The organism is Kitasatospora sp. NPDC050463, assembly GCF_040655255.1.
Classification (GTDB): Bacteria; Actinomycetota; Actinomycetes; order Streptomycetales; family Streptomycetaceae; genus Kitasatospora.
The window spans coordinates 56772-81718 of sequence record NZ_JBFAJO010000011.1; the positions used below are offsets into that span (position 1 = coordinate 56772).

The 24947-nt window shown below is 73.8% G+C and carries 20 protein-coding genes; 8 read left to right on the forward strand and 12 right to left on the reverse strand.

Features of this window, described 5'->3' with window-relative positions:
• Positions 1-129 precede the first annotated feature (129 nt).
• The gene (locus tag AB0J08_RS09640) at positions 130-1737 is read left to right on the forward strand and encodes an ABC-F family ATP-binding cassette domain-containing protein (protein WP_360629644.1); all 1608 of its coding nucleotides are present in this window, start codon (positions 130-132) and stop codon (positions 1735-1737) included.
• A gap of 89 nt (positions 1738-1826) precedes the next feature.
• Here the strand turns inward: AB0J08_RS09640 and AB0J08_RS09645 are convergent, their stop codons facing one another.
• The 7 genes from AB0J08_RS09645 to AB0J08_RS09675 all read right to left on the reverse strand — a co-directional run bounded on the left by AB0J08_RS09645 (position 1827) and on the right by AB0J08_RS09675 (position 9552).
• Positions 1827-2486, reverse strand: a complete 660-nt coding sequence (locus AB0J08_RS09645) for a Pr6Pr family membrane protein (RefSeq protein ID WP_360629647.1) — start codon at positions 2484-2486, stop codon at positions 1827-1829.
• A 204-nt stretch (positions 2487-2690) separates the two neighbouring features.
• Complete coding sequence (locus AB0J08_RS09650; protein ID WP_360629650.1) at positions 2691-3401, reverse strand: response regulator transcription factor; 711 nt, start codon at positions 3399-3401, stop codon at positions 2691-2693.
• Positions 3359-4645 (reverse strand): histidine kinase, encoded by a 1287-nt coding sequence (locus AB0J08_RS09655; protein ID WP_360629653.1) that lies wholly within the window; start codon positions 4643-4645, stop codon positions 3359-3361. The genes AB0J08_RS09650 and AB0J08_RS09655 overlap by 43 nt, the downstream gene beginning before the upstream one ends.
• Positions 4642-5643 carry a hypothetical protein gene (locus AB0J08_RS09660; protein ID WP_360629656.1) on the reverse strand — a complete coding sequence of 334 codons (1002 nt, stop codon included), beginning with the start codon at positions 5641-5643 and terminating at the stop codon, positions 4642-4644. The genes AB0J08_RS09655 and AB0J08_RS09660 overlap by 4 nt, the downstream gene beginning before the upstream one ends.
• 154 nt (positions 5644-5797) lie before the next feature.
• Positions 5798-6889, reverse strand: coding sequence for a hypothetical protein (locus AB0J08_RS09665; RefSeq protein WP_360629659.1), 1092 nt, complete (start codon positions 6887-6889; stop codon positions 5798-5800).
• A 7-nt stretch (positions 6890-6896) separates the two neighbouring features.
• Positions 6897-9035: a DUF6571 family protein gene (locus AB0J08_RS09670; protein ID WP_360629662.1), complete on the reverse strand. Its 2139-nt coding sequence runs from the start codon at positions 9033-9035 to the stop codon at positions 6897-6899.
• Positions 9036-9081: 46 nt separating this feature from the next.
• Entirely contained in the window at positions 9082-9552 is a 471-nt protein-coding gene (locus AB0J08_RS09675; RefSeq protein ID WP_360629665.1) for a hypothetical protein, read from the reverse strand.
• A gap of 237 nt (positions 9553-9789) precedes the next feature.
• Here AB0J08_RS09675 and AB0J08_RS09680 point away from each other — a divergent pair, with 237 nt between their 5' ends.
• The 4 genes from AB0J08_RS09680 to AB0J08_RS09695 all read left to right on the forward strand — a co-directional run bounded on the left by AB0J08_RS09680 (position 9790) and on the right by AB0J08_RS09695 (position 15771).
• Complete coding sequence (locus AB0J08_RS09680) at positions 9790-11040, forward strand: CaiB/BaiF CoA-transferase family protein (protein ID WP_360629668.1); 1251 nt, start codon at positions 9790-9792, stop codon at positions 11038-11040.
• 10 nt (positions 11041-11050) lie between these two features.
• A complete protein-coding gene (locus AB0J08_RS09685) occupies positions 11051-12193 on the forward strand; it encodes an acyl-CoA dehydrogenase family protein (RefSeq protein ID WP_360629671.1) in 1143 nt (380 codons plus the stop codon).
• A gap of 103 nt (positions 12194-12296) precedes the next feature.
• The gene (locus AB0J08_RS09690; protein ID WP_360629674.1) at positions 12297-13511 is read left to right on the forward strand and encodes an acetyl-CoA C-acetyltransferase; all 1215 of its coding nucleotides are present in this window, start codon (positions 12297-12299) and stop codon (positions 13509-13511) included.
• Positions 13512-13599: 88 nt separating this feature from the next.
• Entirely contained in the window at positions 13600-15771 is a 2172-nt protein-coding gene (locus AB0J08_RS09695) for a 3-hydroxyacyl-CoA dehydrogenase NAD-binding domain-containing protein (protein WP_360629677.1), read from the forward strand.
• A 7-nt stretch (positions 15772-15778) separates the two neighbouring features.
• Here AB0J08_RS09695 and AB0J08_RS09700 read toward each other — a convergent pair whose 3' ends face one another.
• The 4 genes from AB0J08_RS09700 to AB0J08_RS09715 form a co-directional block, all read right to left on the reverse strand.
• Entirely contained in the window at positions 15779-16531 is a 753-nt protein-coding gene (locus tag AB0J08_RS09700; RefSeq protein ID WP_360629680.1) for a MerR family transcriptional regulator, read from the reverse strand.
• 188 nt (positions 16532-16719) lie between these two features.
• Positions 16720-17769, reverse strand: coding sequence for a 2-oxoglutarate and iron-dependent oxygenase domain-containing protein (locus AB0J08_RS09705; protein ID WP_360629683.1), 1050 nt, complete (start codon positions 17767-17769; stop codon positions 16720-16722).
• 618 nt (positions 17770-18387) lie between these two features.
• Positions 18388-19662: a M23 family metallopeptidase gene (locus AB0J08_RS09710; RefSeq protein ID WP_360629686.1), complete on the reverse strand. Its 1275-nt coding sequence runs from the start codon at positions 19660-19662 to the stop codon at positions 18388-18390.
• A gap of 387 nt (positions 19663-20049) precedes the next feature.
• Positions 20050-20970: a LysR family transcriptional regulator gene (locus AB0J08_RS09715; RefSeq protein ID WP_360629689.1), complete on the reverse strand. Its 921-nt coding sequence runs from the start codon at positions 20968-20970 to the stop codon at positions 20050-20052.
• Between the two features lie 142 nt (positions 20971-21112).
• Here AB0J08_RS09715 and AB0J08_RS09720 point away from each other — a divergent pair, with 142 nt between their 5' ends.
• The 3 genes from AB0J08_RS09720 to AB0J08_RS09730 are packed head-to-tail and all read left to right on the forward strand — an operon-like array spanning position 21113 to position 23804.
• Positions 21113-22090 carry a DMT family transporter gene (locus AB0J08_RS09720; RefSeq protein WP_360629692.1) on the forward strand — a complete coding sequence of 326 codons (978 nt, stop codon included), beginning with the start codon at positions 21113-21115 and terminating at the stop codon, positions 22088-22090.
• Entirely contained in the window at positions 22059-23369 is a 1311-nt protein-coding gene (locus tag AB0J08_RS09725; RefSeq protein WP_360629695.1) for an MFS transporter, read from the forward strand. The genes AB0J08_RS09720 and AB0J08_RS09725 overlap by 32 nt, the downstream gene beginning before the upstream one ends.
• A gap of 18 nt (positions 23370-23387) precedes the next feature.
• Positions 23388-23804 carry an SgcJ/EcaC family oxidoreductase gene (locus AB0J08_RS09730; RefSeq protein WP_360629698.1) on the forward strand — a complete coding sequence of 139 codons (417 nt, stop codon included), beginning with the start codon at positions 23388-23390 and terminating at the stop codon, positions 23802-23804.
• Between the two features lie 22 nt (positions 23805-23826).
• Here the strand turns inward: AB0J08_RS09730 and AB0J08_RS09735 are convergent, their stop codons facing one another.
• Positions 23827-24756, reverse strand: coding sequence for an oxygenase MpaB family protein (locus AB0J08_RS09735; RefSeq protein ID WP_360629701.1), 930 nt, complete (start codon positions 24754-24756; stop codon positions 23827-23829).
• Positions 24757-24947: the final 191 nt, after the last annotated feature.

Consider the following 24947-nt stretch of genomic DNA (forward strand, 5'->3'; position numbering starts at 1 on the left):
TGAGCCGGCCCGGCGTTCCCTCCTTCGATCCGTTCGACGGCCCCCGGCCTCCTCCAGGCTCTCCGCGCACAGCCCGCGGTGTCTCCCGTGTTGCTCCCCAGACCGTCTGCAACCACCCGGGAGGCCTCCATGGCACAACCCAGCACCGCTGTCCTCTGCACCGACCTCGGCTTCGAGTGGCCCGACGGCACGACCGTGCTCGACGGCTTCCACCTGGCCGTCGGCCCCGGCCGGACGGGCCTGATCGGGCTCAACGGCGCGGGGAAGTCCACCCTGCTGCGCCTCGTCGCGGGCGAACTCACCCCCACCGCCGGCACCGTCAAGGTCGGCGGCGAGCTCGGCTACCTGCCGCAGGGCCTCACCCTCGACACCGGGCTGAGGGTCGACGAGGCACTGGGCGTCCGGGCCGTCCGTGAGGCCCTGCACGCCATCGAGTCCGGCGACACCGACCAGCGCCACTTCGACGCCGTCGGCGACGACTGGGACGTCGAGGAGCGCGCCCGCGCCACCCTCGACCGGCTCGGCCTGCAACGGCTGGCCCTCGACCGCACCACCGGCGAACTCTCCGGCGGCGAGGCCGTCCTGCTGCGGCTGGCCGCCCTGCTGATGCGCCGCCCCGACGTCCTGCTGCTCGACGAGCCGACCAACAACCTCGACCGGTCCGCCCGCGAGCGGCTCTACGAGACGGTGGCCGGCTGGAGCGGCGTGATGGTGATCGTCAGCCACGACCGCGAGCTGCTCCAGCACGTGGACCAGATCGCCGATCTCAGGGACGGTGACGTCACCTGGTACGGCGGCAACTTCGCCGCCTACGAGCGCGCCGTCGCGGCGCAGCAGGAGACGGCGGAGCGGCTGCTGCGCAATGCCGAGGCCGATGTCCAGCGCCAGAAGCGGGACTTGGTCGACGCCCGCGCCAAGCTGGACCGCAGCGCCAGTTACGGCAAGAAGCGTTCCGTCACCCGCAACGACCCGCACATCTTCGCCGGCAAGCTGAAGCGCCAGGGCCAGGAGACGGCGGGGCGGCTCCAGGGCATGCACACCGAACGGCTGGAGGAGGCCAAGCAGCGGCTGACCGCCGCCGAGGAGGCGGTCCGCGACGACGCCGAGATCCGGATCGACCTCCCTCGCACCGCCGTTCCGGCCGGGCGCACGGTGCTCACCCTGCAGAAGGTCCGGCTGCCGTACGGCACCACCGCCGACCTCGACCTGCGCGGGCCCGAGCGGATCGCCCTGGTCGGCCGCAACGGCGCCGGCAAGAGCACCCTGCTGCGCACCATCGCGGGCGAACTCGCCCCGCTGGAGGGGGAGGTCACCACCCCGGTGCCGCTGCGTCACCTGCCGCAGCGGCTCGATCTGCTGGACGACCGGCTCACCGTCGTGGGGAACGTCAAGCTGTTCGCCCCGGCCGCGGGGGACAACGCGATCCGGGCCCGGCTGGCCCGCTTCCTGTTCCGGGGCGGCCGGGCCGACCAGCTCGCCGCCACCCTCTCCGGTGGCGAGCGGTTCCGCGCCACGCTGGCCGCCCTGCTGCTGGCCGACCCGCCGCCGCAGCTCCTGCTGCTCGACGAGCCGACCAACAACCTCGACCTGGCCAGCGTTCGCCAGCTCACCCAGGCGCTCGCCGCCTACCAGGGGGCGCTGATCGTCGCCAGCCACGACCTGCCGTTCCTGCGCGGTCTCGGGATCACCCGGTGGCTGGAGCTGGACGGCGACCTGCGGTCGGTGGAGCCGATGTAGCCGATGCAGCCGTGGTGGCGGCGGTGCCCGGTCCGGCTGGCCCGGTCCGGCTGGGCCGGGCTGGGCCGGACCGGTGCGGGTCGGCCGGTTCAGGCTCCGGTGGGCTCCGTCGCGGGCCGCAGCTTGCCGGCGACCAGCGTGCCGAGCCGGTCCAGGCCGACCACCGTCGCCGCGAGGACGACGAACTCCACGGTCAGCAGGGCGATCTGGCCCCAGACGTAGCCGTAGCCCTCGGTCGTCGGGTCGAAGAAGAAGTACGGGTACGGCAGCGGGTAGTTGGAGAACAGCGCGTTGCGGGCGAGCACGATCGCCGCGTAGCCGAGCGGGAAGGCCAGCCAGAGCGGGATGTCGCGCCAGGCGGAGGCGTTGCGCGGCTTCAGCGTGAGCCAGTCGATGATCACCATCACCGGCGTGACGTAGTGGAGGAAGAAGGACGACCAGTGCTGCAGCTTGTCCGGTCCGTCGAAGAGTCCGGGCAGCGGGTTGGCGCCGTGTTCCAGCAGGATGTGCGAGACCAGTCCGGTGATCAGGATGTAGAGCGTGGCGGCCCCGCGCAGCCGGGGGGCGGGGGCGTCGACGGTGTCGCGCTTGGCCATCCAGTAGACCGCGCCGATGAAGTAGCCCAGCACGATCACATTGCTCTGGATGGTGAAGTAGACCAGCGGGGCGGTCTGGAGGGTCAGGCCGAGGCCCGCCGAGAGCACGATGCCCATGCGCCACCAGAGCGCGGGGCTGGTCCGGACTGACATGCGGTCACCAGTTCGTTTCAGGCGATACGGGGGGTATCGGGTGGTAGCGGGGGGAACGTCGCACTCTACTCGCTGGTAGGGCCGGGACGGAAGAATCGTCACTGCGGATGGAGCGCGGCCGCCGTCCCCCGCCTCCGCCCGGCCATCCGCCTCCGCCCGGCCCCCGCCGTCCGTCCCCCGCCGTCCGTCCGCCCCCCGCCGCCGCTACCCCGGCAGGACGAAGCCCGACTCGTACGCGGCGATCACCGCCTGGGTGCGGTCACGGGCCCCGAGCTTGGCCAGCACGCTGCCGACGTGCGTCTTGACCGTCTCCTGGCTGAGCACCAGCCGCCCGGCGATCTCGCCGTTGCTGAGCCCGGCGGCCATCAGCCGCAGGACCTGGCCCTCCCGCTCGGTGAGCCGCCCGATCGGTCCCCGGTCGGCCGCCCGCCGCCCGGCCGGTACCTGGCGCAGCGCGAGCTCGCGCACGGCGGCCGGGAAGAGCAGCGAGTCCCCGCGCGCGACCAGCCGCACCGCCTGCACCATCTCCTCCGCGCTGGCCCGCTTCAGCAGGAACCCGGCGGCGCCGGCCCGCAGCGCGTCGTACACGTGGTCGTCGTGCTCGAAGGTGGTGACCACCAGGATCCTGGGAGGCTCGGCCATCCCGCCGACCAGCTGCTCGGTGGCCCGGATGCCGTCGATGCCGGGCATCCGGACGTCCATCAGCACCACGTCCGGTCGCAGCTCGCGCACGAGGGGGACGACCTCGGCGCCGTCGGCGGCCTCGCCGACCACGGTCAGGTCCGGCTCCGCGTCGATCACCACCCGCAGGCCGGTCCGCACCAGTCGTTCGTCGTCCGCGATCACCACGCGGACGGCCCCGTTCGTGTCCTTCACCGTGCTCCCTCCAGCGGCAGCCAGACGGCCAGCCGCCATGTCGTCCCGTCGTCCGTCGGACCGGCCGCGCAGCCGCCGCGCAGCACCGCCGCCCGCTCGCCGATCCCGCGCAGCCCCCGGCCGCCACCGGGGCGGCTGGTGCGGGCCGGGCCCAGCGGGTTGGTCAGTTCGATCTCCAGCCGGTCCGCCGCCAGCCCCACCCGCAGCCCGGCGGGGGCCGGTCCGGCGTGCCGCAGCACGTTGGTCAGGCCCTCCTGGACGATCCGGTAGGCGTCGCGGGAGACGGCGGTCGGCAGCCGGTGCAGGCCGGGGGCCAGCTCGGCGTCGACCACGACGCCGGTACGGGCCAGCTGGCGCAGCAGGTCGTCCAGCCCGGCCAGGGTCGGCCCGGCGGGCCCCGCGTCCGCCCGGTCCTCCTCGCGCAGCAGGCCGAGCACCGCGTCCAGCTCGGCGACGGCCGCCCGGGCGGTCTCGCCGATCGCCTGCAGCGCCTCGGCGGCGAATTCCGGGTCGGACCGCAGCACCCGGGCGGCCGCCGAGGCCTGGATGCCGACCGCGCTGAGCGCGTGGCCGACCGAGTCGTGCAGCTCGCGGGCGAGCCGGTTGCGCTGGGCGAGGACGGTGGCCCGGCGCTCGGCGGCGGCCAGCCGCTCCTCCGGGGTCGGTCCGAGCAGCACGGGCGCCCAGCGGGCCAGCAGGGCGCCGAGGCCGGCGCTGGTGGCGAGGATCAGCAGCAGGAGGGCGAGGCCGAGCAGGGGGCCGGGCAGCCAGGACGGGAACCCACGGTCCTGCCAGAAGCGCACCAGGTCGTCCACCGCCGGCCCGCCCAGCGGCGAGACCATCAGCACCACCGCGAACGGCGCCCCGGCCAGCGTCATCCCGCTGACCAGTCCGCCGAACAGCACGTGCAGCACGTACCAGAGAGCCGTCCGGCGCCGGGCCGCCCAGGAGCGGGCCGGACCGGTGGAGACCTCCTCGGCCCGCGCCGGCGCGCAGAGTGCCCGCGCCGCCGCCCCCTCCAGTGCCCGCACCGTCGGCACCAGGGCCGTGACGGCGGCCATCGGCAGCGAGAGGGCGAGTGCGGCGAAGTAGAGGAGGACCTGGACCAGGGAGCCGTGCGCCGGGTCGAGCGCGCCGAGCACGACGGTGGAGAGCATCCAGTACGGCATCAGCAGGGCGCCGCCGAGTACCAGGTGCACCCAGCGCAGCCGGGCCCGCCGGCCGAACAGCGCGCCACCGGCCCGCCGCAGCCCCCGTCGTTCCGTGCCCGCCCCCGTGCTCACCCGGTCGACTCTACGTCAGCGGCCGCGGTCCGAGCGGAGCTTGCCGCCGCCCGCTCGACCAGGGCGATCGCGCCCACCGCCAGCACCAGCACGCCGGCCACCACCTGGACGGACTGCACCAGGGTGAGCAGTCCGGGCGCCGCCCGGCGCAGGTCCGTCACCGTCGTGAACGTCCCGTACGCCACCAGCTGCCAGGAGCCCCAGGCGAACAGGGAGCCGCCCGCCGTCCACGCCACGGCCAGCGGTCCCCGCAGCCGCCACTGCGGCCGGGCCCGGAAGACCAGGACCAGCAGTGCCGCCGCGGCGGCCACCGCCATCACCGCCGTCACGCCGTTCATGACCGCCACGCCCCGGCTGCGCTCGTCCGCCCACTGGGCCGGCAGCCCGGCCGTCCTGCCCGCCGCCCAGTACGCCCGGGCTGCGGCGACCCCGAGCCCGAGCAGGGCCGCCACGCAGGCGAAGGCGCGCTGGACGGTGAGCGTGGGGGAGTCCGGCAGTTCGCCGATCCGGTCGCGCAGCAGGGCGGCCCAGCGCTGCCGCGCGTACAGCAGGAAGGCGGCGATCAGAGCGACGCCCTGGACGGCGAACCCGCCGTACACCACCGGGAACACCCAGCCGGCCGGGCCGCCGCCCGCGCCGTCGTCGGCCGAGGCGTCCTCGGGCCCGAGCACCAGCGTGCTGAGCAGAAACAGCGGCAGCGCCACCAGGATGGTGCCGAGCAGCCCGGTCGCCACCCACATCGGGAACGCCAGCAGCCCGGCCGGCGCCCGCCGTCCCCACGGCCGGACGAAGGCGAGGGCCAGCAGGACGGCGATCGCGTCCATGCCGAAGCTCAGCAGGTTCACCAGCCGGAGGTCGTCCAGCTCGTTCGGGGCGCCGGCTCCCACGGGGTGGCCGGTCAGCCAGAGCAGTTTGAGCGACAGGTACGGCACGGTCGCGGCGACGGCCACGGCGGCGGCCACTGCTCGCACCCGGCCGACGGAGGTCGTTGAGGTCATGCCCCCACGTTCCCGTGGGCGGGGCCGCCGCCACGTCCCCCCACCACATGATCCGCCTCCCCCGCCAGGGGGATCCACCGGCGCGGGACCTCCTACCCGTGGGCCCGTCGCTCCCGTGGGCCCACGGGAGCGACGGGCCCACGGGCGCGGTCGGCTACGGGAGGACCGGCTCGCAGCCGACCGCCTTGCCGCCGGCGGTGAGGAACTGACGCCAGAGATCCTGGGCGTCCGGGAAGAGCCCGCTGCCGCCCACCCCGGTGAGGTACTTCCGGTCGAGGTGGAAGTAGGTGGGCTTCCCCTGGCAGGTGGCGACGGCGTTCTCACCCGAGGACCCGATCCACCGGGCGCGCCCGTAGGCCTCGGTGCGGGCGTCCTGCGGGTCCAGGCCGGTGACCCGCGGGTCGGTGGTGATCGTGAAGGAGGCCACCGTGCTCCCGCCGGCCGGGGCGGCGAGGACGCAGGACCAGACCGGGGCGTACCCGGCGGTCACCGTCTGCCGGTAGCCGTCGCCGGCCTTCGGGTCCCGGGCCGGCGCCATCCCGGGCAGACCGCAGACGTTGCCGAGGTCGGCCGGCTGCGAGGCCACGGCGGCGGAGAGACCGGACGGGGCGGGCAGCCTGCTGCCGCATCCCTTGCCCTCGGCGGCCGCGTCGGCGAACGCCACGGCCAGTGCGGCCATCCCCTCGGCGCGGTCGTCGGTCGTGTCGTCCGAGCCGAGCAGCCGGATCTCGGCCCGCATGGCCTTCGGGCAGCCGTCCGGGAGCAGTGCCCAGGCGTGGGACGTCAGCACGGCGCCCGTCGAACCGCCGGAGAACAGCCGGGCGTCCGGCGCCGTCGGCGGGGCGACGTCGTCCTGGGTGAGCGCGAGGGCGAACGACGCGGATCGCCCCGTCGGGCCGAACAGCCCGTACGAGACCTTCGCCGTACAGGTCCCGGTACCGGTCCCGTCGTAGGTGCCGGGGGACCAGCCGTCGCTCTTCTCCTCGCTGATCCGCCCGGGCCCGAGCGCCGCATGCACCTCGTCCGCCGTCGCGGCGCCCCCGCAGACGGTGTCCGGCCCCAGCACGTTCGTCAGGCTGTACAGCAGCACCCCCGAGACGCCGGCCGCGATGGCCACGAGCACGGCCGCCGCCCGCAGGCGCAGCCGCCGGGTGGTGAAGCCGCGCCGGCTGAGGGCCTCGTCGGCCCGGCGCAGCGGGCCCGCGTCCGGGCCCGTGCCGCCGTCCACGTGGTCCTGTTCCGTCATGCCGTCATCACCCCCTGCCGAGTGCGCCGTTGTAGGTGCGGTCGATGGCCGTCGAGTAGTTCTGTGTGACGCCCTCCATGAGCTGTTGCGTCACGCCGCCGGTGGCGTCGATGTCGCCGTGCGGGACGCCCGACAGCACGGCCTTGTACTCGATCATGGACTTGAGCTGCTCCTCGCCCGCTGAGTAGTTGTCGCTGAGGTCGCCCTGGGCCTTGGTGTCGAGTTCGGCGTTGGCCTTGTTGGCGTAGTCGGCGGTGCCGACGTCGACCAGGCGCTGGGCGATGTCGCCGAACGGAGCGGGGAGGAAGTAGTTCACCGGCGTGCCGTAGATGTGGTAGTCGATCTTGGACTGCCAGTTGTTCTTGAACTTCTGGTCCTCGCGGTGGTCGATCAGGACGTCGCCCCGCACACCGTCGAGGGCGCCCAGGGCCTGGCCGGCCTCCTGGGTGAACCCGGCGAACTTCGGGTTCACCCGGCCGGTCGCGTCGGCCTTGAAGTTCTCCGGGCCGAAGGTGTCCATCCGGCGGGCGATCTCCTGGGTCTCCGCCGTGTGGATCACCCGGAAGGCCTCCGGGTCCTCGGCGGAGCCGCGGATGGTGCGCAGCAGCTGCTCCCGGCTGACGGTGAGGCCGCTGGGCTCGGTGCCGCCCCGGACCTCCTTGCCGAGGATCTCGTGCACGTCCGGCGCGTAGTCCGCGATCATGTTGCCGAGCGGGCGGCGCAGGCCGGCGGGCAGGCTGTTCTCGGCGCCGGCCTTGGTGCCGCCGAGGGTCTCGACGGTCTCGTTCATGATCCGGGACATCGCGGCGTCGTGCGGGCGCGGCGGCTGGTTGCCGTGCGGGTCGCGGCCGGTGGCGGCGGCCTCCAGAGCGTCGCCGAAGGCGCCCCGGGAGGAGCTGCGCGCGACGCTGTCGAGCATCTTGTCCTCGTAGCCCTGGTTGGGCCACTTGCGGTCCTTGAGCAGGTAGTCGAGGTTCTTGTTGGCGCCCGGGTCGAGGAACTCCTTGGAGGCCTCGGGGTTGCGGCTCATCGCCCGCATCAGGCCGCCCATCGGGTCGTCCCGGTCGTAGAGCGGGCCCCAGAGCTGGTCGCCCTTGACCTTGCTGTTGCGCTCGTAGTCGACCAGGTCCTTGCCGACCTTGTCCAGGAACGCCTTGTCGTAGTCGCCCTTCGCGCCCATCAGTTGGGTGAGGACCGGGTAGTTGCCGTTGAACCCGGCGGCCGAACCGCCCGGCTTGCGGGCGGCCTTGAGCAGGTTGTCCTGCCACTCCTGGCCCATCCCGCCGTCCTTGGTGGCGGTGGCGAGCACCTGGGAGAGGTTGCCGTAGATGTCCTGGTAGTCCTTGGCGTTGCGGTCCCCGTGCGCGAAGTCGTTGTAGTTCTTGGCGTACACCAGCAGTGCGTCCGGGCCGGTCTTGTCACCCGCCTTGAGGCTGTTCAGCAGCGTGGTGGAGAAGTCCTTGGAGCCGGAGTTGGCGGCCATCAGGTTCTGCAGCCGCTGCCGCTCCTCGTCGGAGAGGCTCCCGCCCTTGCCCAGCAGGTCGGTGGCGCGCTTCGCGTCGGCCGCGTCGCCGCCGCCGTACGGGCTGGCGTTGAAGGCCGTGGTGCTGGTGCCGACGTCGGTCTGCAGCGCGGACGAGGCGCGCTGGTCGGCCGCGGTGGCCTTCTCGACGGCCTTGGTCAGCCGGTCGGATATCGCCTGGGCCCTGCCCTTCTGATCGCCCTCGTACTGGCGCTGGGCCTCCTGGAAGTCCGGGTCGTTGTGCGAGGTGCGGTCGGTCGGCATCGGCGGCCAGCTGACCGTGCCGTCGTCGGCCACGGTGAGCTTCTGTGCCTCCGCGTCGTGGAGCGCCGCGTCCAGGTCCTTGCGGGCCGCCGTGAAGTCCGATGCCGCGTCGCGGATGATCGCCGCGAGGGCCTTGGCGACGCCGGCGGCCTGGGTGAAGTCGGTGTCGATGGCCTTGAGCGTGCGGCCCGCGTCGTCGGCGGCCGCGCCCTGCCAGCCGGCCCGTTGCGGGGTGTTGGTGAGGTCCGTGCCGACCCGGGTGTCGAGCGAGTCGAGCGCCTTGGCCATGCTGGTCCAGGCGTCGGCCGTCTCGGTGACGCCGGCGAAGTCGGCCTCGTGCAGTTCCTTGAAGGACACCATGCCTCTGGGGCTCCTCTGTCAGTTTCTCGGTTCTCGGGCCGGGGTCTCAGTGGCCGAACTGGCCGGCGGTGGCGTGCTCGTTGGCCTGGTAGGTGCGCTGGGTGGTGTCGAGGTTGTCGGCGGTGGCGGTCAGCTTGTCGTGCAGGCCCTTGCACTGCTGCAGCCAGCGCTCGGTGGAGCCGGTGAGGGCGGCGCCGAAGGAGAAGCCGCGGATCCTGGTGGCGGCGGTGCTCGCGTGCTCGGCGAGGTTGTTGCCGCCCTTGCCGTTGGCGTTGTCCAGGTCGGTGGCGATCTGCCGGGCGATGCCGGCCGACGCGTTGAGCTCGTGCGGCCGGTCCAACCGGGTGGTGGCCGCGGACGGGGGCGGCCCGGGGGAGGGGTTCGGCGTGGGGCCGGCGGCGAAGGGGGAGGTGCCCGGCGCCGAGATCGGGATGATGGTGCCCGGCGCGGGGTTGCTGGGCGCGCCCGGCGGGGAGGCCGGCTTGACCGGCCCGGTGCTGAATCCTGGGGAAACCATGTGCGTCTGCTTCCTTTCCTCCGACGAGAGGTCAGAACCCCTCCGACAGCGGGGCTACCGTGTCGGCCCGCCCCGTCGGTATACCGACGCACCTTCCGTCACGCCGGTTGCGCGGTCCGCGTCAAGGATTCGCAAGGGCGGTGTCCGGCGGCGGAGGGTCTTGTTACCGGCGGGTCGCTTCCCTATCATCGCGAGTGTTACAGCTTTACTGTCAAACCCCGAGGGGGTGGTGGCCCAGTGCGTGGCCCGAGCAGTCCCGGCCCGCTGGCCGGCGTCCGGGTGGTCGAGCTCGCGGGGATCGGCCCCGGCCCGTTCGCCGGCATGCTGCTGGCCGACCTCGGGGCCGACGTGGTCCGGGTGGACCGGCCCGACCCCTCGCCGCTCGCCCAGGACCCGGCCCACGACGTCACCAACCGCAACAAGCGCTCGGTGCTGGTCGACCTCAAGGCCCCCAGGGGGCCCGGTCGGGTGCTCGACCTCGTCGAGCGGGCCCAGCTGCTGATCGAGGGCTACCGGCCCGGCGTCGCCGAACGCCTCGGCGTCGGCCCGGACGCCTGCCTCGCCCGCAATCCCGCGCTGGTCTACGGCCGGATGACCGGCTGGGGCCAGGACGGCCCACTGGCCACCCGGGCCGGCCATGACATCGGGTACGCGGCCGTGGCCGGGGTGCTCGGCCTGATCGGCGCCCCCGAGCAGCCGCCCGCCGTTCCCGCCAACCTGCTCGGCGACTACGCGGGAGGCTCGCTCTACCTGGTCGTCGGCCTGCTCGCCGCCCTCCACCACGCCGGGGCGACCGGCGTCGGCCAGGTCGTCGACGCCGCCATCGTGGACGGCGCCGCCCACCTCGCCACCGTGCTCTGGGGTCTGCTCGCGGCCGGTCGGTGGCAGGACCGCCGGGGCGTCAACCTGCTCGACGGCGGCGCGCCCTGCTACGCCGTCTACCGGGCCAAGGACGGCGGCGACCTCGCCGTCGGAGCGCTGGAGCCGCAGTTCTACGCCGAGTTCGCCCGGCTGCTGGAGCTCGGCCCGGACGCGCCCGGCCAGTACGACGTGGCCCGCTGGACCGAACTGCGCGCGCTGATCGCGGCCCGCTTCGCCACCCGTACCCGGGCCGAGTGGGAGGACGTCTTCGCAGGCTCCGACGCCTGCGTCGAGCCGGTGCTGACGATGCGTCAGGCCGCCGCGTACGGGCACCTGGTGGCCCGGGGGACGTATGTCGAGTCGGACGGGTTCACCCAGCCGGCCCCCGCGCCCCGGTTCTCCGCCACCCCCGGCACGCTGCGCCGCCCGCCGGCCCGGCCGGGCGCCGACACCGCCGAGGTGGCCCGCGACTGGGGCGTGCCCGCCCTGCTGTCACCGCCGCACCGCCAGGGCCCGCCGGACCGCCCGGGCCCCCCGGATTCCCCTGAGTCCCTGGGTGGCCCGGGCTCCCCGGGCCCCCTAAGTCGCCCCGGTGGTCCGGACGCCCCGAACTCCGAGGCCCGATAAGGAGCTTGCCGTGGAACGCGACATCTACACCGAGGAGCACGAGGACTTCCGGGCGACCGTCCGGTCCTTCCTCGCCAAGGAGGTGCTGCCGCACTACGACCGCTGGGAGCGGGCCGGCATCGTGGACCGGTCCGCCTGGCTCGCCGCCGGCCGGCAGGGCCTGCTCGGGCTCGCCGTCCCCGAGGAGTACGGCGGCGGGGGCGCCGCCGACTTCCGCTACGCCGCCGTGCTGGCCGAGGAGTTCGCCCGGGCGGGCGCCTCCGGTCTGGCGCTCGGCCTGCACAACGACATCATCGGCCCGTACCTCACCTCGCTCGCCACCGACGAGCAGAAGCGCCGCTGGCTGCCCGGCTTCTGCAGTGGCGAACTGATCACCGCCATCGCGATGACCGAGCCCGGCACCGGGTCCGACCTCCAGGGCATCCGCACCCACGCCGTCGACCAGGGCGACCACTACCTGCTGAACGGCGCCAAGACCTTCATCTCCAACGGCATCCTGGCCGACCTGGTGGTCGTGGTCGCCCGCACCACGCCCGAGGGCGGCTCGCGCGGCCTGAGCCTGCTGGTGGTCGAGCGCGGGATGCCCGGCTTCGAGCGTGGCCGCAACCTCGACAAGATCGGCCAGAAGGCCCAGGACACCGCCGAGTTGTTCTTCGAGGACGTCCGCGTCCCGAAGGCCAACCTGCTCGGCGGGGAGCACCAGGGCTTCCTCCACCTGATGCAGAACCTCGCGCAGGAGCGGCTCACCATCGCGGCCGCCGCGATCGCCGGGGCCGAGTACCTGGTCGAGATCACCACCGACTACGTCAAGCAGCGGGAGGCCTTCGGCCGGCCGCTCGCCAGGCTCCAGCACGTCCGCTTCGAGATCGCCGAGATGGCCACCGAGTCCGCGGTGACCAGGGCCTTCGTGGACCGCTGCATCACCGAGCACAACCGTTACGCGCTCACCCCGGCCGACGCCTCGATGGCCAAGTGGTGGGCCACCGAACTGCAGAAGCGCACCGCCGACCGCTGCCTCCAACTCCACGGCGGGTACGGGTACATGAGCGAGTACCCGGTCGCCCGCGCGTTCACCGACGGCCGCATCCAGACCATCTACGGCGGGACCACCGAGATCATGAAGGAGATCGTCGGGCGCTCCCTGCTGGACTGACGCCGCTCCCGCCGCGGCCGGCCCCCGCCGCCCGGCCCCCTCCTCGAATCGCCCCCTCGAATCGCCCCCCTCGCCCGGTCAGACCCCTGAAAGGCTCTCCACCGTGACCACCGAAGCGTACGTCTACGACGCGATCCGCACCCCGCGCGGCCGGGGCAAGGCCAACGGCTCGCTGTACGGCACCAAGCCGATCGACCTGGTCGTCGGACTGATCCACGAACTGCGCCGCCGCTTCCCGGAGCTGGACCCGGCGGCGGTCGACGACATCGTGCTCGGCGTGGTCAGCCCGCTCGGCGACCAGGGCTCCGACATCGCCCGGATCGCCGCCATCACGGCCGGCCTGCCCGACTCGGTGGCCGGCGTCCAGGAGAACCGCTTCTGCGCCTCCGGCCTGGAGGCGGTCAACCTGGCCGCCGCCAAGGTCCGTTCGGGCTGGGAGGACCTCATCCTGGCCGGCGGCGTCGAGTCGATGTCCCGGGTGAAGATGGGCTCCGACGGCGGCGCCTGGGCGATGGACCCGATGACCAACTACGAGAACCACTTCGTCCCGCAGGGCATCGGCGCCGACCTGATCGCCACCATCGAGGGCTTCTCCCGCACCGACGTGGACGCCTTCGCCGCCGAGTCGCAGGCCCGCGCCGCCAAGGCCCAGGCCGACGGCCTCTTCGACCGCTCGATCGTCCCGGTCCGCGACCGCAACGGCCTGGTCGTGCTGGAGCGCGACGAGTTCATCCGCCCCGGCACCACCGTGGAGACCCTGGCCGGCCTCAAGCCCTCCTTCGCCGGCATCGGCGAGGCCGGCGGCTTCGACGCCGTCGCCCTGCAGAAGTACCACTGGGTGGAGGCCATCGACCACGTCCACCACGCCGGCAACTCCTCCGGCATCGTGGACGGCGCCGCCCTGGTGGCGATCGGCAACCGCGACATCGGCGAGCGGTACGGCCTGCGCCCGCGCGCCCGGATCGTCTCCGCCGCCGTCTCCGGCTCCGAGCCCACGATCATGCTCACCGGGCCGGCCCCCGCCACCCGCAAGGCGCTCGCCAAGGCCGGGCTGACCGCCGCCGACATCGACCTGGTCGAGATCAACGAGGCCTTCGCCGCCGTCGCCCTGCGCTTCGTCCGTGAGCTCGGCTTCCGCCCGGACCAGGTGAACGTCAACGGCGGTGCGATCGCCCTCGGCCACCCGCTCGGCGCCACCGGTGCGATGCTCCTCGGCACCCTGGTCGACGAGTTGGAGCGGCGTGACCTGCGCTACGGCCTGGTCACCCTCTGCGTCGGTGGCGGGATGGGCATCGCCACCGTCGTCGAGCGCGTCTGAGCCTCCGGTCGCCCGCCGCCGCCCCTTCCAGCGGCGCGGTGCGCGCGGCACCTCCCTTGTCCCGGCCCTCACAGGAGACCCCAACCCCATGAGCGACACCACCACCATCCGCTGGGAGCAGGACCAGGACGGCGTGGTCACCCTCGTCCTCGACGACCCCACCCACTCCGTGAACACCATGAACGAGGCCTTCACGGCCGACTTCGACGCCACCGTCGAGCGCCTCGCCGCCCTCGGCGACGACCTGCGCGGCGTCGTGATCACCTCGGCGAAGAAGACCTTCTTCGCCGGCGGTGACCTCAGGATGCTCTCCGCCGCCCGCCCCGAGGACGCCGCCGCGGTCTTCGAGAAGTCGATGCGGATCAAGCGCGCGCTGCGCCGGCTGGAGACGCTCGGCAAGCCGGTGGTCGCCGCCGTCAACGGCAGCGCGCTGGGCGGCGGCCTGGAGATCGCGCTCGCCTGCCACCACCGGATCGCCCTGAACGTCTCCGCCGCCCGGATCGGCCTGCCCGAGGTCACCCTCGGCCTGCTCCCCGGTGGCGGCGGAGTCGTCCGTACGGTGCGGCTGTTCGGCATCACCGACGCGCTGCTGAAGGTGCTCCTCCAGGGCCGGCAGTACCGCCCGGAGCAGGCGCTCCAGCACGGCCTGGTCCACGAACTGGTCGACACGCCGGAGGAGTTGACCGCCCGGGCGCGCGCCTGGATCGAGGCCAACCCGACCGCCGTCCAGCCCTGGGACGTCAAGGGGTACAAGATCCCCGGCGGTACCCCGGCCACCCCGGCGCTCGCCGCCAACCTCCCGGCCTTCCCGTCCAACCTGCGCAAGCAGCTGGCCGGCGCGCCCTACCCGGCGCCGCGCAACGTGCTGGCGGCGGCGGTCGAGAGCGCCCAGGTGGACATCGACACCGCGATGGTGATCGAGGCCCGCTACTTCACCGAGCTGGCCTGCGGGCAGACCAGCAAGAACATGATCCAGGCGCTCTTCTTCGACCTGCAGGCGGTCAACTCCGGTGCCGGCCGGCCGCAGGGCGTCGAGAGGCGGACGGTGCGCAGGGTCGCCGTGCTCGGCGCCGGCATGATGGGCGCGGGCATCGCCCACACCTGTGCGAAGGCCGGTATCGAGGTGCTGCTGAAGGACGTCACCATCGAGGCCGCCGAGCGGGGGAAGGCCTACTCCGCCGCCCTGCTGGACAAGGCGGTGGCCCGCGGCCGCAGCACCGCGGCGCAGCGCGAGGAGCTGCTCGCCCGGATCACCCCCACCGCCGAGGCCGCCGACCTGGCCGGCTGCGACGCGGTGATCGAGGCCGTCTTCGAGAACCCCGAGCTCAAGCAGAAGGTGTTCCAGGAGATCGAGGGCGTGGTGGCGCCGGACGCGCTGCTCTGCTCCAACACCTCCACGCTGCCGATCGGCCTGCTCGCCGGGGGCGTCGGGCGCGCCGCCGACTTCATCGGCCTGCACTTCTTCTCGCCGGTCGACAAGATGCGGCTGGTGGAGATCATCCGCGGTCCGCAGACCGGCGACGAGGCGCTCGCCCGCGCCTTCGACCTGGTCCGCCAGATCGACCGGACGCCGATCGTGGTCAACGACTCGCGCGGCTTCTTCACCTCCCGGGTGATCGGCCAGTTCATCAACGAGGGCGTGGCGATGGTCGGCGAGGGCGTCGACCCGTCCTCCGTCGAGCAGGCCGCCGCCCAGGCCGGCTACCCCGCCAAGGTGCTCTCGCTGCTCGACGAGCTGACGCTCACCCTGCCGCGCAGGATCCGCGACGAGTACCGGCGCGCGGTCGAGGAGGCCGGCGGCACCTGGACCGCCCACCCGGCGGACGCGGTGGTGGACCGGATGGTCGACGAGTTCGGCCGCCCCGGCCGCAGCGGCGGCGCGGGCTTCTACGAGTACGGCGAGGACGGCCGGCGCGGCCGGCTCTGGCCCGGCCTGCGCGAGCACTTCACCTCGTCGGACGCGGCCGTCCCCTTCGAGGACCTCAAGGAGCGGATGCTCTTCAGCGAGGCGCTGGACTCGGTCCGCTGCCTGGAGGAGGGTGTGCTGACCTCGGTCGCCGACGCCAACGTGGGCTCCATCCTCGGCATCGGCTTCCCGGCCTGGACGGGCGGCGTCTTCCAGTACATCAACGGGTACGAGGGCGGCCCGGCCGGCTTCGCGGCCCGCGCCCGCGAGCTCGCCGCCGCCTACGGCGAGCGGTTCGCGCCGCCGGCCCTGTTGGAGCGGATCGCCGCCGAGGGCCGGACCTTCACCGACTGACGGCCGGTCAGCTGGGCGGGTCGGCGTCCTCCACCGAGCGCGCCGCCTCGCCCAGCTCCTCCCGCAGCGAGCGCTGGAACGCCGTCACCAGCGCCTGTGCCACCATCGGCTGGATGTGGTCGGTCAGCCCCTTCATCCGCTCCAGTTCCGCCGGCGCCGGCTCGCTCTCCCGGTACGGCTTCCAGACCGTCTCGCGGAACAGTCGCTGCAGCTCCTGCGCCGTCGCCCGGCTGTGCTCCAGCACCACCGCGCGCGCCGCCAGCAGGGTCTCCAGCGGGATCGGCACGTCCAGGATCCGCACGCCGAGCGGCAGCAGCCCCGGATCCACCCGGAACACCTCCGGGTCCGCCGTCCGCTCCAGGGCCCCCATCGCCGCCAGCCGCTCCAGCTGCTCCGGCGAGAGCCCCCGCCCGGCCCGTCGCTCCAGCTGCCCGCGGCTGAGCTCCTCCGCCGTCTCCGGCGTCCACGAGGCCACCAGGGCCCGGTGGATCGCCAGGTCCAGCGGCGTGCTGTCCTGCGGCAGCCAGGCCAGGTAGCGCTCGATCGCCGCCAGGGTGAGACCCTGCCGCTGGAGTTCCTCGATCAGCCCGAGGCGGTCCAGGTGGTCCGTGCCGTACAGCCCGACCCGGCGCGGCCCCAGCTCCGGCGGGGGCAGCAGCCCCTTCGTCCCGTAGAAGCGGACGGTCCGCACCGTCACCCCGGCCCGCGCCGCCAGCTCGTCGACCGTCAGCCGGACCTCGACACCCTCCCGCGCCCCCATTCGCCACTCCTCCGCCTCTGTCGCACCAGTGCTGTAACAGCAGCAGTGTGACAGTGCCGGCCCACCCGGTCCACCGGGGTCGCGCGGCGAGGTCCGGTGGTCCTGGGAGCACCGAGCGGCCCCACGCCGGTGTCGAGGAGCGGGCGTGGGGCCGGTCGGTGGCGTCCCGGTGTCGCGGCGCGTCGCCCTCAGCGGGAGCCGGCGTCGGCGAGGTCGGGGTGGTGGCGGCGGGTGACCTCGGGGTGGGCGCGGGTGTAGCCCTTCCACTCGTTGAGGCCGAACTCGGCGAAGAGCGGGTTGCCCGGGTCCTGGGTGGCGCCGGGGGCGTGGTGCGCGAGGGGGAAGTCCAGCGGCTCGATGTGGGCGTCGAGGCGGGGGTTGTAGAAGAACGGGATGGAGAAGCGCTCGCGGGCGCCGGCCGGGCTGACCACGCGGTGCTTGGTGGCCTTCAGGTAGCCGTCGGTGGCGACCTCCAGCAGCTCGCCCAGGTTGACCACGAAGGCGCCCTCCATCGGCGGGACCTCCAGGAAGCTGCCGTCCGCGCGCTCGACCTGGAGGCCGCCGACGGTGTCCTGGAGCAGCAGGGTGATGAAGCCGTAGTCCTTGTGCGCGCCGACGCCCTGGCCGGCGCCGTCGGGCGCGGTGCCGGGGTAGCGGACCAGCTTCAGCCGCAGGTGGGGGTGGCCCGCGAAGGCGTAGTCGTAGAAGTCGGGGCGGGCCCCGATCGCGGTGAGGAGTTCGTGCAGCAGTCGCCGGGCGACCGCGCCGAGGCGGTCGATCCAGCCGAGCGCGGCGGTCCGCAGCTCCGGGAGTGCCCCGGGCCACTGGTTCGGGCCCTCCAGCCACCAGTACGGCGGCTCGCCCTGCCCCGGGACGTGCGGGGGCAGCTCGGCGCCGATGTCCAGCTGGTCCCGCCAGTCCTGGCTGCCGCCGGTGAGCTCGTCGCCGGTGCGGGTGTAGCCGCGGAAGTGCGGGGAGTTGAGGTTGCTCACGGCGAGCCGGTCGGCCTCCGGGAGGGCGAAGAACGCCCGCATCGCGTCGATCAGGGCCGTCGTCTCGGCCGGTGTGACGCCGTGGCCTACGAGCTGGAAGAAGCCGACGCCGGTGGCCGCTGTCCGCAGCTCGTCGTGCAGGCGGAGCCGGTCGTCGGGGGTGCCGTTCGCGAGCGACAGGTCGATCACGGGGAGGGCGTCCGCGGGGGCGCCGGAGGGGGAGGTGGAGGAGTGCTGCTGCGTCATGGGTGACATCCGCTGGGTCTCGTCCCGGCCGTTCCCGGTGATCGACCGGGGAGCGCCGGGGCCACGCCTGGTGCGGCGGGAGCCCCGGGGCCAGGAGGGGGAACGCGGTCGGCGAGGACCGCGCATGAGGGTGGGAGGCGCGAGGTTCAGCTGGAGCGTCGACAGGACATGGTCGTCACGCGGAGCAGGTCCACATGGCGACGGCGAACGAGTATGAGCACGTCACCAGCCTAGATGACGGTCGTACCGGCGGGGAGCCCCGTGCGTCGAGTTCATGTCGTGCCCCTGACAATGACCCTCCGGTCGCCCGGATTCCGCCCGTGCGCGGGCGGGCCCGCCCCGCCCCGGCGACGGGCCCCGGGAGCCGGCCGCCGCCCCGGAACCCGCCCGTCCGGGACGGCGGCACGGCCGGTGGTTCGGGTGAGGCGGGCCGGCGACCCGGTGGCGTTCGACGACGCCGCCACCTGACGAACCCGCTTGCCGCCGGGCAGGAACCGGTACTGCCCGCCCGCGCGGGGCGGGCGGGCAGGAGGCGAGGACCGGACGTCGCCGGGGCCGTTCCGGGCCGCGGCCGCCGTCAGGCCGCCCGTGAAGGGCCCCTCGGCCTCCGGAGTCCGGTCAGAATTCCAGCACCTCGCGGTCGAGCGGATACCGGGCGTGGTGAGTTCCCTCGTACGGTGATGGCGTGATCGGCAGGAAGCCGGTCGGCTGCAGGCCCAGGTTGTCGTCCCAGATCCGGGGTTCGACCTGCCCGAGGACGCGGAACTCCCGGAAGGTGAACGGCGGGCTGTCGGTCGGGAAGAACTCGGCCGTGGTCATCACCTGGAAGTGCAGGTGCGGCGTGGTGGAGTTGCCGCTGTTGCCGATCAGCCCGAGGACCTGGCCGGGGTCGACGCAGTCGCCCTCCCGGACGTTGAGCGAGCCGGGTTGCAGGTGGCCGTAGAGCAGGTAGCGGCCCGGCGCGACTTCCAGGGTGACGTGGTTGCCGACGGTGTCCTCGATCGGCGGGACGGGCGGCGTGACGGGCGGCGGGTTCTCCGGGACTCCGTCCTGGACCTCCACCACTCTGCCGCCGGCCGCGGCCACGACCGGCTGACGGTAGCTCAGGTAGCTGGTGAGCTGTGTGGGGTCGCCTTCCCAGGCCTGCCCCTGCTCGCCGACCCGGTACCAGTCGATCGCGAAGCGCTGCGGCACGCCGAAGCGGCCGTTGATCGGGGCGAAGCCGCGCCGGTGGTGGGTGTTGCCGCAGCACGACTCGCTGGCGTACCAGGCACCCGGGAGGACCGGCGGGCTCAGGTTCAACGGCGCGGTGCGGCCGGTCGGGGTGGCCTGCACCGTCTCCTCGAACGCGGAGGAGCCGGAGGCGGTCAGGATGGCACCCGAGAGATGGTGTTCGAGCACCTCGGGCGCCGGCTGACCGCTGTCGAGGGTCAGGTCGATCCAGATGACCCACTGCTGGGAGCCCTGGATGACGGTCGGCGTCGGCGGCGGGGGCGGCGGGGTGTAGCCGTCCGCACCCGGCAGGGGGTCGCCCACCGGATTGGCGGCCTCGCCCAGGGCCTGCCCGCTCAGCGAGCCGATGACCCCATGGGTGCGGGCGTCCCGGACGTCGACCCGGTCGAGCTGCACCCGCGTGCTGCTGGACAGTGCGCTCGTGGTGAGCAGTTCGTACGAGAGGTGCGTCTTGCCGTCCGTGGCGTCGAACGGCGTCGGTTCGGTCAACACCGCCGCCGTCAACGGCGTGAACTGTGTGCCGGGCGCCAGACCGGCCGCGCCGGTCCCGTATCCGGGTCCCGCCGAGGCCGCCAGCACGGCGACTGCGAGCACGGCGGTGGCGAGCCCGCGAACTAGAGGGCTGCGGCCAGTGCGGTTACGAGGGTCTCGCTCTGCCATTGTGCTCTTTCATCCGTCGGGTCCGGGTCCGTGAAGGACGCCGGCACGCCCCGCGCCGAGGCGCAGGCCCATGTAACCCGGCGTCGCGCCGCTTCGGCCGGAGGCCGCCGGGGTCAGGGGCCGAACTGCACCCGTCCAGCCGCATCGAGCGCCGAGTCCTCGCGTCACGGCAGCTTCGGGCCGCTGCACGTACGTCGTGCGGTCTTCGGCCGGCGCTGCCGTGATGAACACCCGTGCGCCGTCGGCGAGTTGCGGGCGCCGCGGCGATGGGGGCGTCGAGCCGCCGCCCGCCCTGCCGCTGGGCCGCGCCGCGCGGCGCCCGGAACACCGCCCGGCCGCGGGTCGGCGCCGCGTTCAGGCCGGCGCCGCGTCGGGCCCGTGCCGTGCTCAGGCCGGGGTCGCCCGGGAGTTCGGCTGCGCCGCGCGCGCCGTCTCCCGCAGGGCGGTGACGAGGTGGGCGAGGGCGGGCTGGCCCCAGGCGCTCTCCCGGACGGCGGCGTGGATCGCGCGGACCGGCTCCGGCGTGCGGACCTTCCGCACGGTCACGCCGGGGTGGCGCCGGGCCAGGCCCAGCAGCGGGACCAGTGCCACCCCGAGCCCGGCCGCGACGAAGCCCTGCGCGGTCGGGTAGTCGTCGCTGTCCACCGCGACGCGGGGGCGGAACCCGGCCTCGGCGCAGGCGTCCAGGACGGTGTCGAGGCAGGGGCCGGCCCGCTCGCTGCCGACCCACGGTTCGGCGGCCAGATCGGCCAGGTCGAGGACGCGCTTCGCGGCCAGCGGGTGGCTCTTCGGCAGCACGGCGCGGTACGGGTCGTCGAACAGGTGGACGAGGCGCAGTCCGGGGTGTTCGTGCCCGCCGGGCCGGACCACCACCGCGAGGTCGGCCCGGCCCCGGAGCACGTCCTGCAGCGGGTCCTCGGGGTCGGTCATCGCGAGGTCGAGCCGCACCCCCGGGTGCCCGTCGCGGAAAGCCGCCACCGCGGGTGCCACCAGGGCGGCACCCGCCGTGGCGAAGTAGCGGACGGCCAGGGAGCCGCTGCGCCCGGCCAGCAGGTCGGCGAGCGCCGTCCCGGCCTCGGCCAGCTGCCGTTCGATGACGGCGGCGTGTTCGGCGAGCAGCCGCCCGGCGGCGGTCGGCCGCACCCCGCGCCCGGCGCGTTCGAGCAGCGCCGTGCCGGTCTGCTTCTCCAGCGCCGCCACCTGCTGGCTGACGGCGGACGGGGTGTAGCCGAGCGTGGTGGCGGCCGCGCTCACCGAGCCGCCGGTGACCACCGCGCGGAGCACCTGGAGACGTCGTACATCGAGCATGCGGCCCAGCCTAAAGGTGTAGTGCGGCTTAAACATCCTGCAGAACATTTCACTTGTCCTGTCGTGACCCGGCAGGGCAGCGTTCGTCACGGCACTCCGAGGAGGGGGCCGACGACCGAAAGGCAGGTGTCCCGTGGTGCGGATGGCCGTTCTCGCCCTGCTCTGGGGCTCGGGCTTCCTGTGGACCAAGCTCGCGCTGCAGCACGGACTGACCCCGCTGCAGATCACCGTGGCGCGCTCCGCCCTCGGGGCCGCCGTGCTGCTGCTGCTCGCCCGAGCCGCCCGGCAGCGGCTGCCGCGCGGCGCCGCGATCTGGCTCCGGCTCGCCGTGGCCGCCTTCTTCTGCAACGCGCTGCCCTTCTTCCTGGCCGCCCTGGGCGTGCGGACCGTCGGCTCGGGGCCGGCCGGGGTGCTCAACGCGACGACCCCGCTCTGGTCGCTGGTGATCGGCCTCGCGGTCGGGACGGAGCGCGGGTGGCACCCGAGGCGCCTCGGCGGGCTGCTGCTCGGCTTCGCCGGAGTGCTGCTGATCTTCTCGCCGTGGCAGGGCGCGGGGGCGTCACAGCAGGGCGGTGCCTTCGGCTGGGGCGTACTCGCCCTGCTGGGCGCGGCCGCCAGCTACGCGGTGGCGTTCACCTACATGGGCCGCGTGCTCACCGGCACCGGTACCGCCCCGCTCGCGCTCTCGGCCGCCCAGCTCACCGTCGCGGCCGGACTGGGCACGCTCGCGCTGCCGGCCGCCGCCGGCACCACGGACGGGTTCAACCTCCCGGCGCTGGCGGCGGTCACCGTCCTGGGGGTGTTCTCCACCGGGCTCACCTTCCACCTCAACTACCGGCTCATCGCCACCGAGGGCGCCACCGCCGCCGCCACCGTCGGCTATCTGCTGCCGGTCGTCTCCACCGGGCTCGGCGCGCTCGTCCTCGACGAGCCGTTGAGCCCCCGGACCGTCACGGGCATGATCATCGTGCTGGCCGGGGTCTTCCTGACCCGCCCGCACCGCCCCCGGGACCGGCCGGTCACGGCCCGCCCGGCCCCGGCGGCGGCCTCCGCGCCCTTCGCCCCCCACCGATTGAACGAAACGGACCATGAGCTCCGAATCACCCTGGCGGATAAGTGACTTCCGCACCCTGTTCACCGCCACCGCGCTCACCCAGCTCGGCACCAACATCGGCTACGTCGCGCTGCCCCTGATCGCCGTCGCCGCCCTCGACGCGAGCGCCGGGCAGGTCGGGGCGCTCGCCACCCTCGGGACCCTGGCGTTCCTGGTCATCGGCCTGCCCGCCGGTGCCTGGGTGGACCGGATGCGCCACCGGCGCGTCCTCGTCGTCGCGGACCTCGTGAAGGCCGCCCTGTACGCCTCCGTCCCGCTCGCCTGGTGGCTGGGCGGGCTCACCCTCTGGCAGCTCTACGCCGTCGCGCTGCTGAGCGGCTGCGCCACCGTCTTCTACGACGTCGCCTCGCAGAGCGTGCTGCCCCAACTCGTCGGCCGGGAGCACCTGGTGCGGGCGAACGCCGCCGTGGTCGGCCTGATGGCCGTCGGCAACATCGCCGGGCGCGGTGCGGGCGGCGCCCTGGTCCAACTGCTCACCGCGCCCGCCGCCGTGGCCGCGACGGCCGTCAGCCATCTCGGCTCCGCGCTGCGCCTGATCGCCCTGCGCGACACTCCCGCGCCGTCGCCGGCCGCGCCTCAGGTCGGCTCCGCCGGCGCTCCCGGCCTCGGCGCGCAGATCGGGGAGGGCCTGCGGCACGTCCTCGGCAACGTCGAGCTCCGCGCCCTCGCGCTCACCGCGGCCCTCACCAATCTCGGGTTCCAGATCGTCAACACCCTGCTCCCGGTCCTCTTCGTCCGGGAACTCCACCTTCCCGCCGGTGCGTTGGGCCTCTTCTGGGCGGTCGGCGGCCTGGGAGTCCTCTGCGGCTCCCGCTGCGCCCGTCCGTTCGCCGCCCGCGTCGGCTACGGCCGTACGCTCGGCCTGGTCGGCCTCTGCATGGCGCCCGCCGGCCTGCTGGTGCCGCTGATCGGCGACGGTGCCCGGCTGTACGTGGCGGGCTTCGGCTGGCTGCTGCTGCTCTTCAAGACGGGCATGGACAACGTGCTCGGCGTCAGCCTGCGCCAGCGGATGACCCCGGACGCGCTGCTCGGCCGGATGAACGCCACCTTCCGCTTCCTGCTCACCGGGGCGCTGGCCGTCGGCGCGGCCCTGGCCGGACTGCTCGGCGAGCTGGCCGGGCTCCACCCCACCCTCTGGCTCGGCGGTGCCCTCCTCGCGACCGCCTTCCTCCCGGTCTACCTCTCGCCGATCCGCACCCGCCGCCTTCTCCCCGACCCGCCCGCCGGGCCCGCCGCCGAGCCTTCCTCCGCACAGGTCCCGGCACTTGACCTGAAGTCGGCTTGAGGGTCCATCATGATGACCATGAACACCGACAACACGGACGCCGCCGCCGACATCGAAGCCGTCAAGCAGGTCGTCGCCACCGTCCAGCACTCCCAAGTGAACGAACTCCCCGAGGAGTTCATCGGGCTCTTCCGTGCGGACGCGATCTGGACCACCGGCCACGGCAAGCGCCTGACCGGTCGCGACGAGATCGCCGAGTTCACCCGCAAGGTGCTCCCGGGCGCCTTCAAGGACTCCGGCACCACCGCCGACTACGAGGTGGTGCACATCCTCTTCATCCGCCCCGACGTCGCCGCGGTAAAGGTCCGCCAGCGCTACCTCACCCTGGCCGGCGAACAGATCGGCGACGAGGGCAGCCCGCTCTACGTGATGGCCAAGGAGGACGGCCGCTGGCTGCTGACCGCCTGCCAGAACACCGTCGTCCTGCCCGGGTGAGGGGCCGCCCGGGGCGGCGGGGTCAGCCCTCCGGGCGCGGGGCGGGCTCCTGGGTCCCGTCCTGGTCCGCGGCGTGGGGGAAGGGGCAGCCGCCCGTCGGGGCGCCGCCCTCCTCGAAGGTGCCGAGCTCGCCGATGCGGTAGCCGCCCGGGTAGCTGCGGACCTGCGAGCCGTCGCGGGCCAGGAACGGGGTGCGGCGCGGCGGCAGGAGGCGGACGAGCCTGCCGCGCAGCCGCATGCCGGAGCGGACGGCGTACCGGAGGGCGGCCGGGGGCCTGGGGTAGCCGAAGGCCTCGCGCAGCGGGTCGTCGAGCAGGCAGATCGAGGACATCCGCATCGAGGGCCGCAGCGGGGCCGGGTACCAGGAGGCCATCAGACCGAGGGTGGCGTCCGAGACGTCCCGGCCGCCCCGGTGGTAGCCGAAATGGGCGCGCTCGTAGTCGTCCAGCAGTCGCTCGAACGCCTCGTACGTCTCCGGGATGTCGCGCAGGCCCATGTGGCGGCCCAGTTCGCGGTAGTAGTTGGTGGTGGCCCGCACCTCGTGCGCCGAGTACGGGCGCCAGCCGTAGTCGTCCAGCCAGCGCTTGGGCACCACGACGAAGGTGGCGAGCACGTACCGGAAGTCGTCGTCGGAGATGTCGTACCGGCGGTGCATCCGGTTCATCCGCCGGATCGCCTCCCGGCCCTGCTCCGAGTCGAAGCCGTGCTCGACCACGGCCTCCAGGATCAGCACGGTGTCGTCGTAGCGCTTCTGCGTGCGGCGGGTGAACTCGCCGGTCCGCGCGAGCAGCCGGCCGATGCTGGGCACCGCGTAGGTGCGGTAGAGCGCGAAGCCGAGCGACTGGGTGGTGTCCCACGGGAACTCGTACCAGCTGCTGATCCGGTAGATCTCGGTGAACTCGGTCTCCGGGTCCATCCGCTGAATCTTCTTCAGCCAGTCGTATCGCTGCACAGGCCGACCTTAGGGGCCGGTCAGGGACGGGTCAACGTGGCGGGTGCGGTGGGCGCCGGGCGTGGGTGCACGCCCGGCGCCCACCGCGCGGCTAACTTTCTTCGCAGATCTTCCGCCGAGGACGTCGAGATCGCGCGGCGTGCTTCTACCTACTCGTGAGAGGCGCCCACCGGGGCCTCGACGAGGGACGA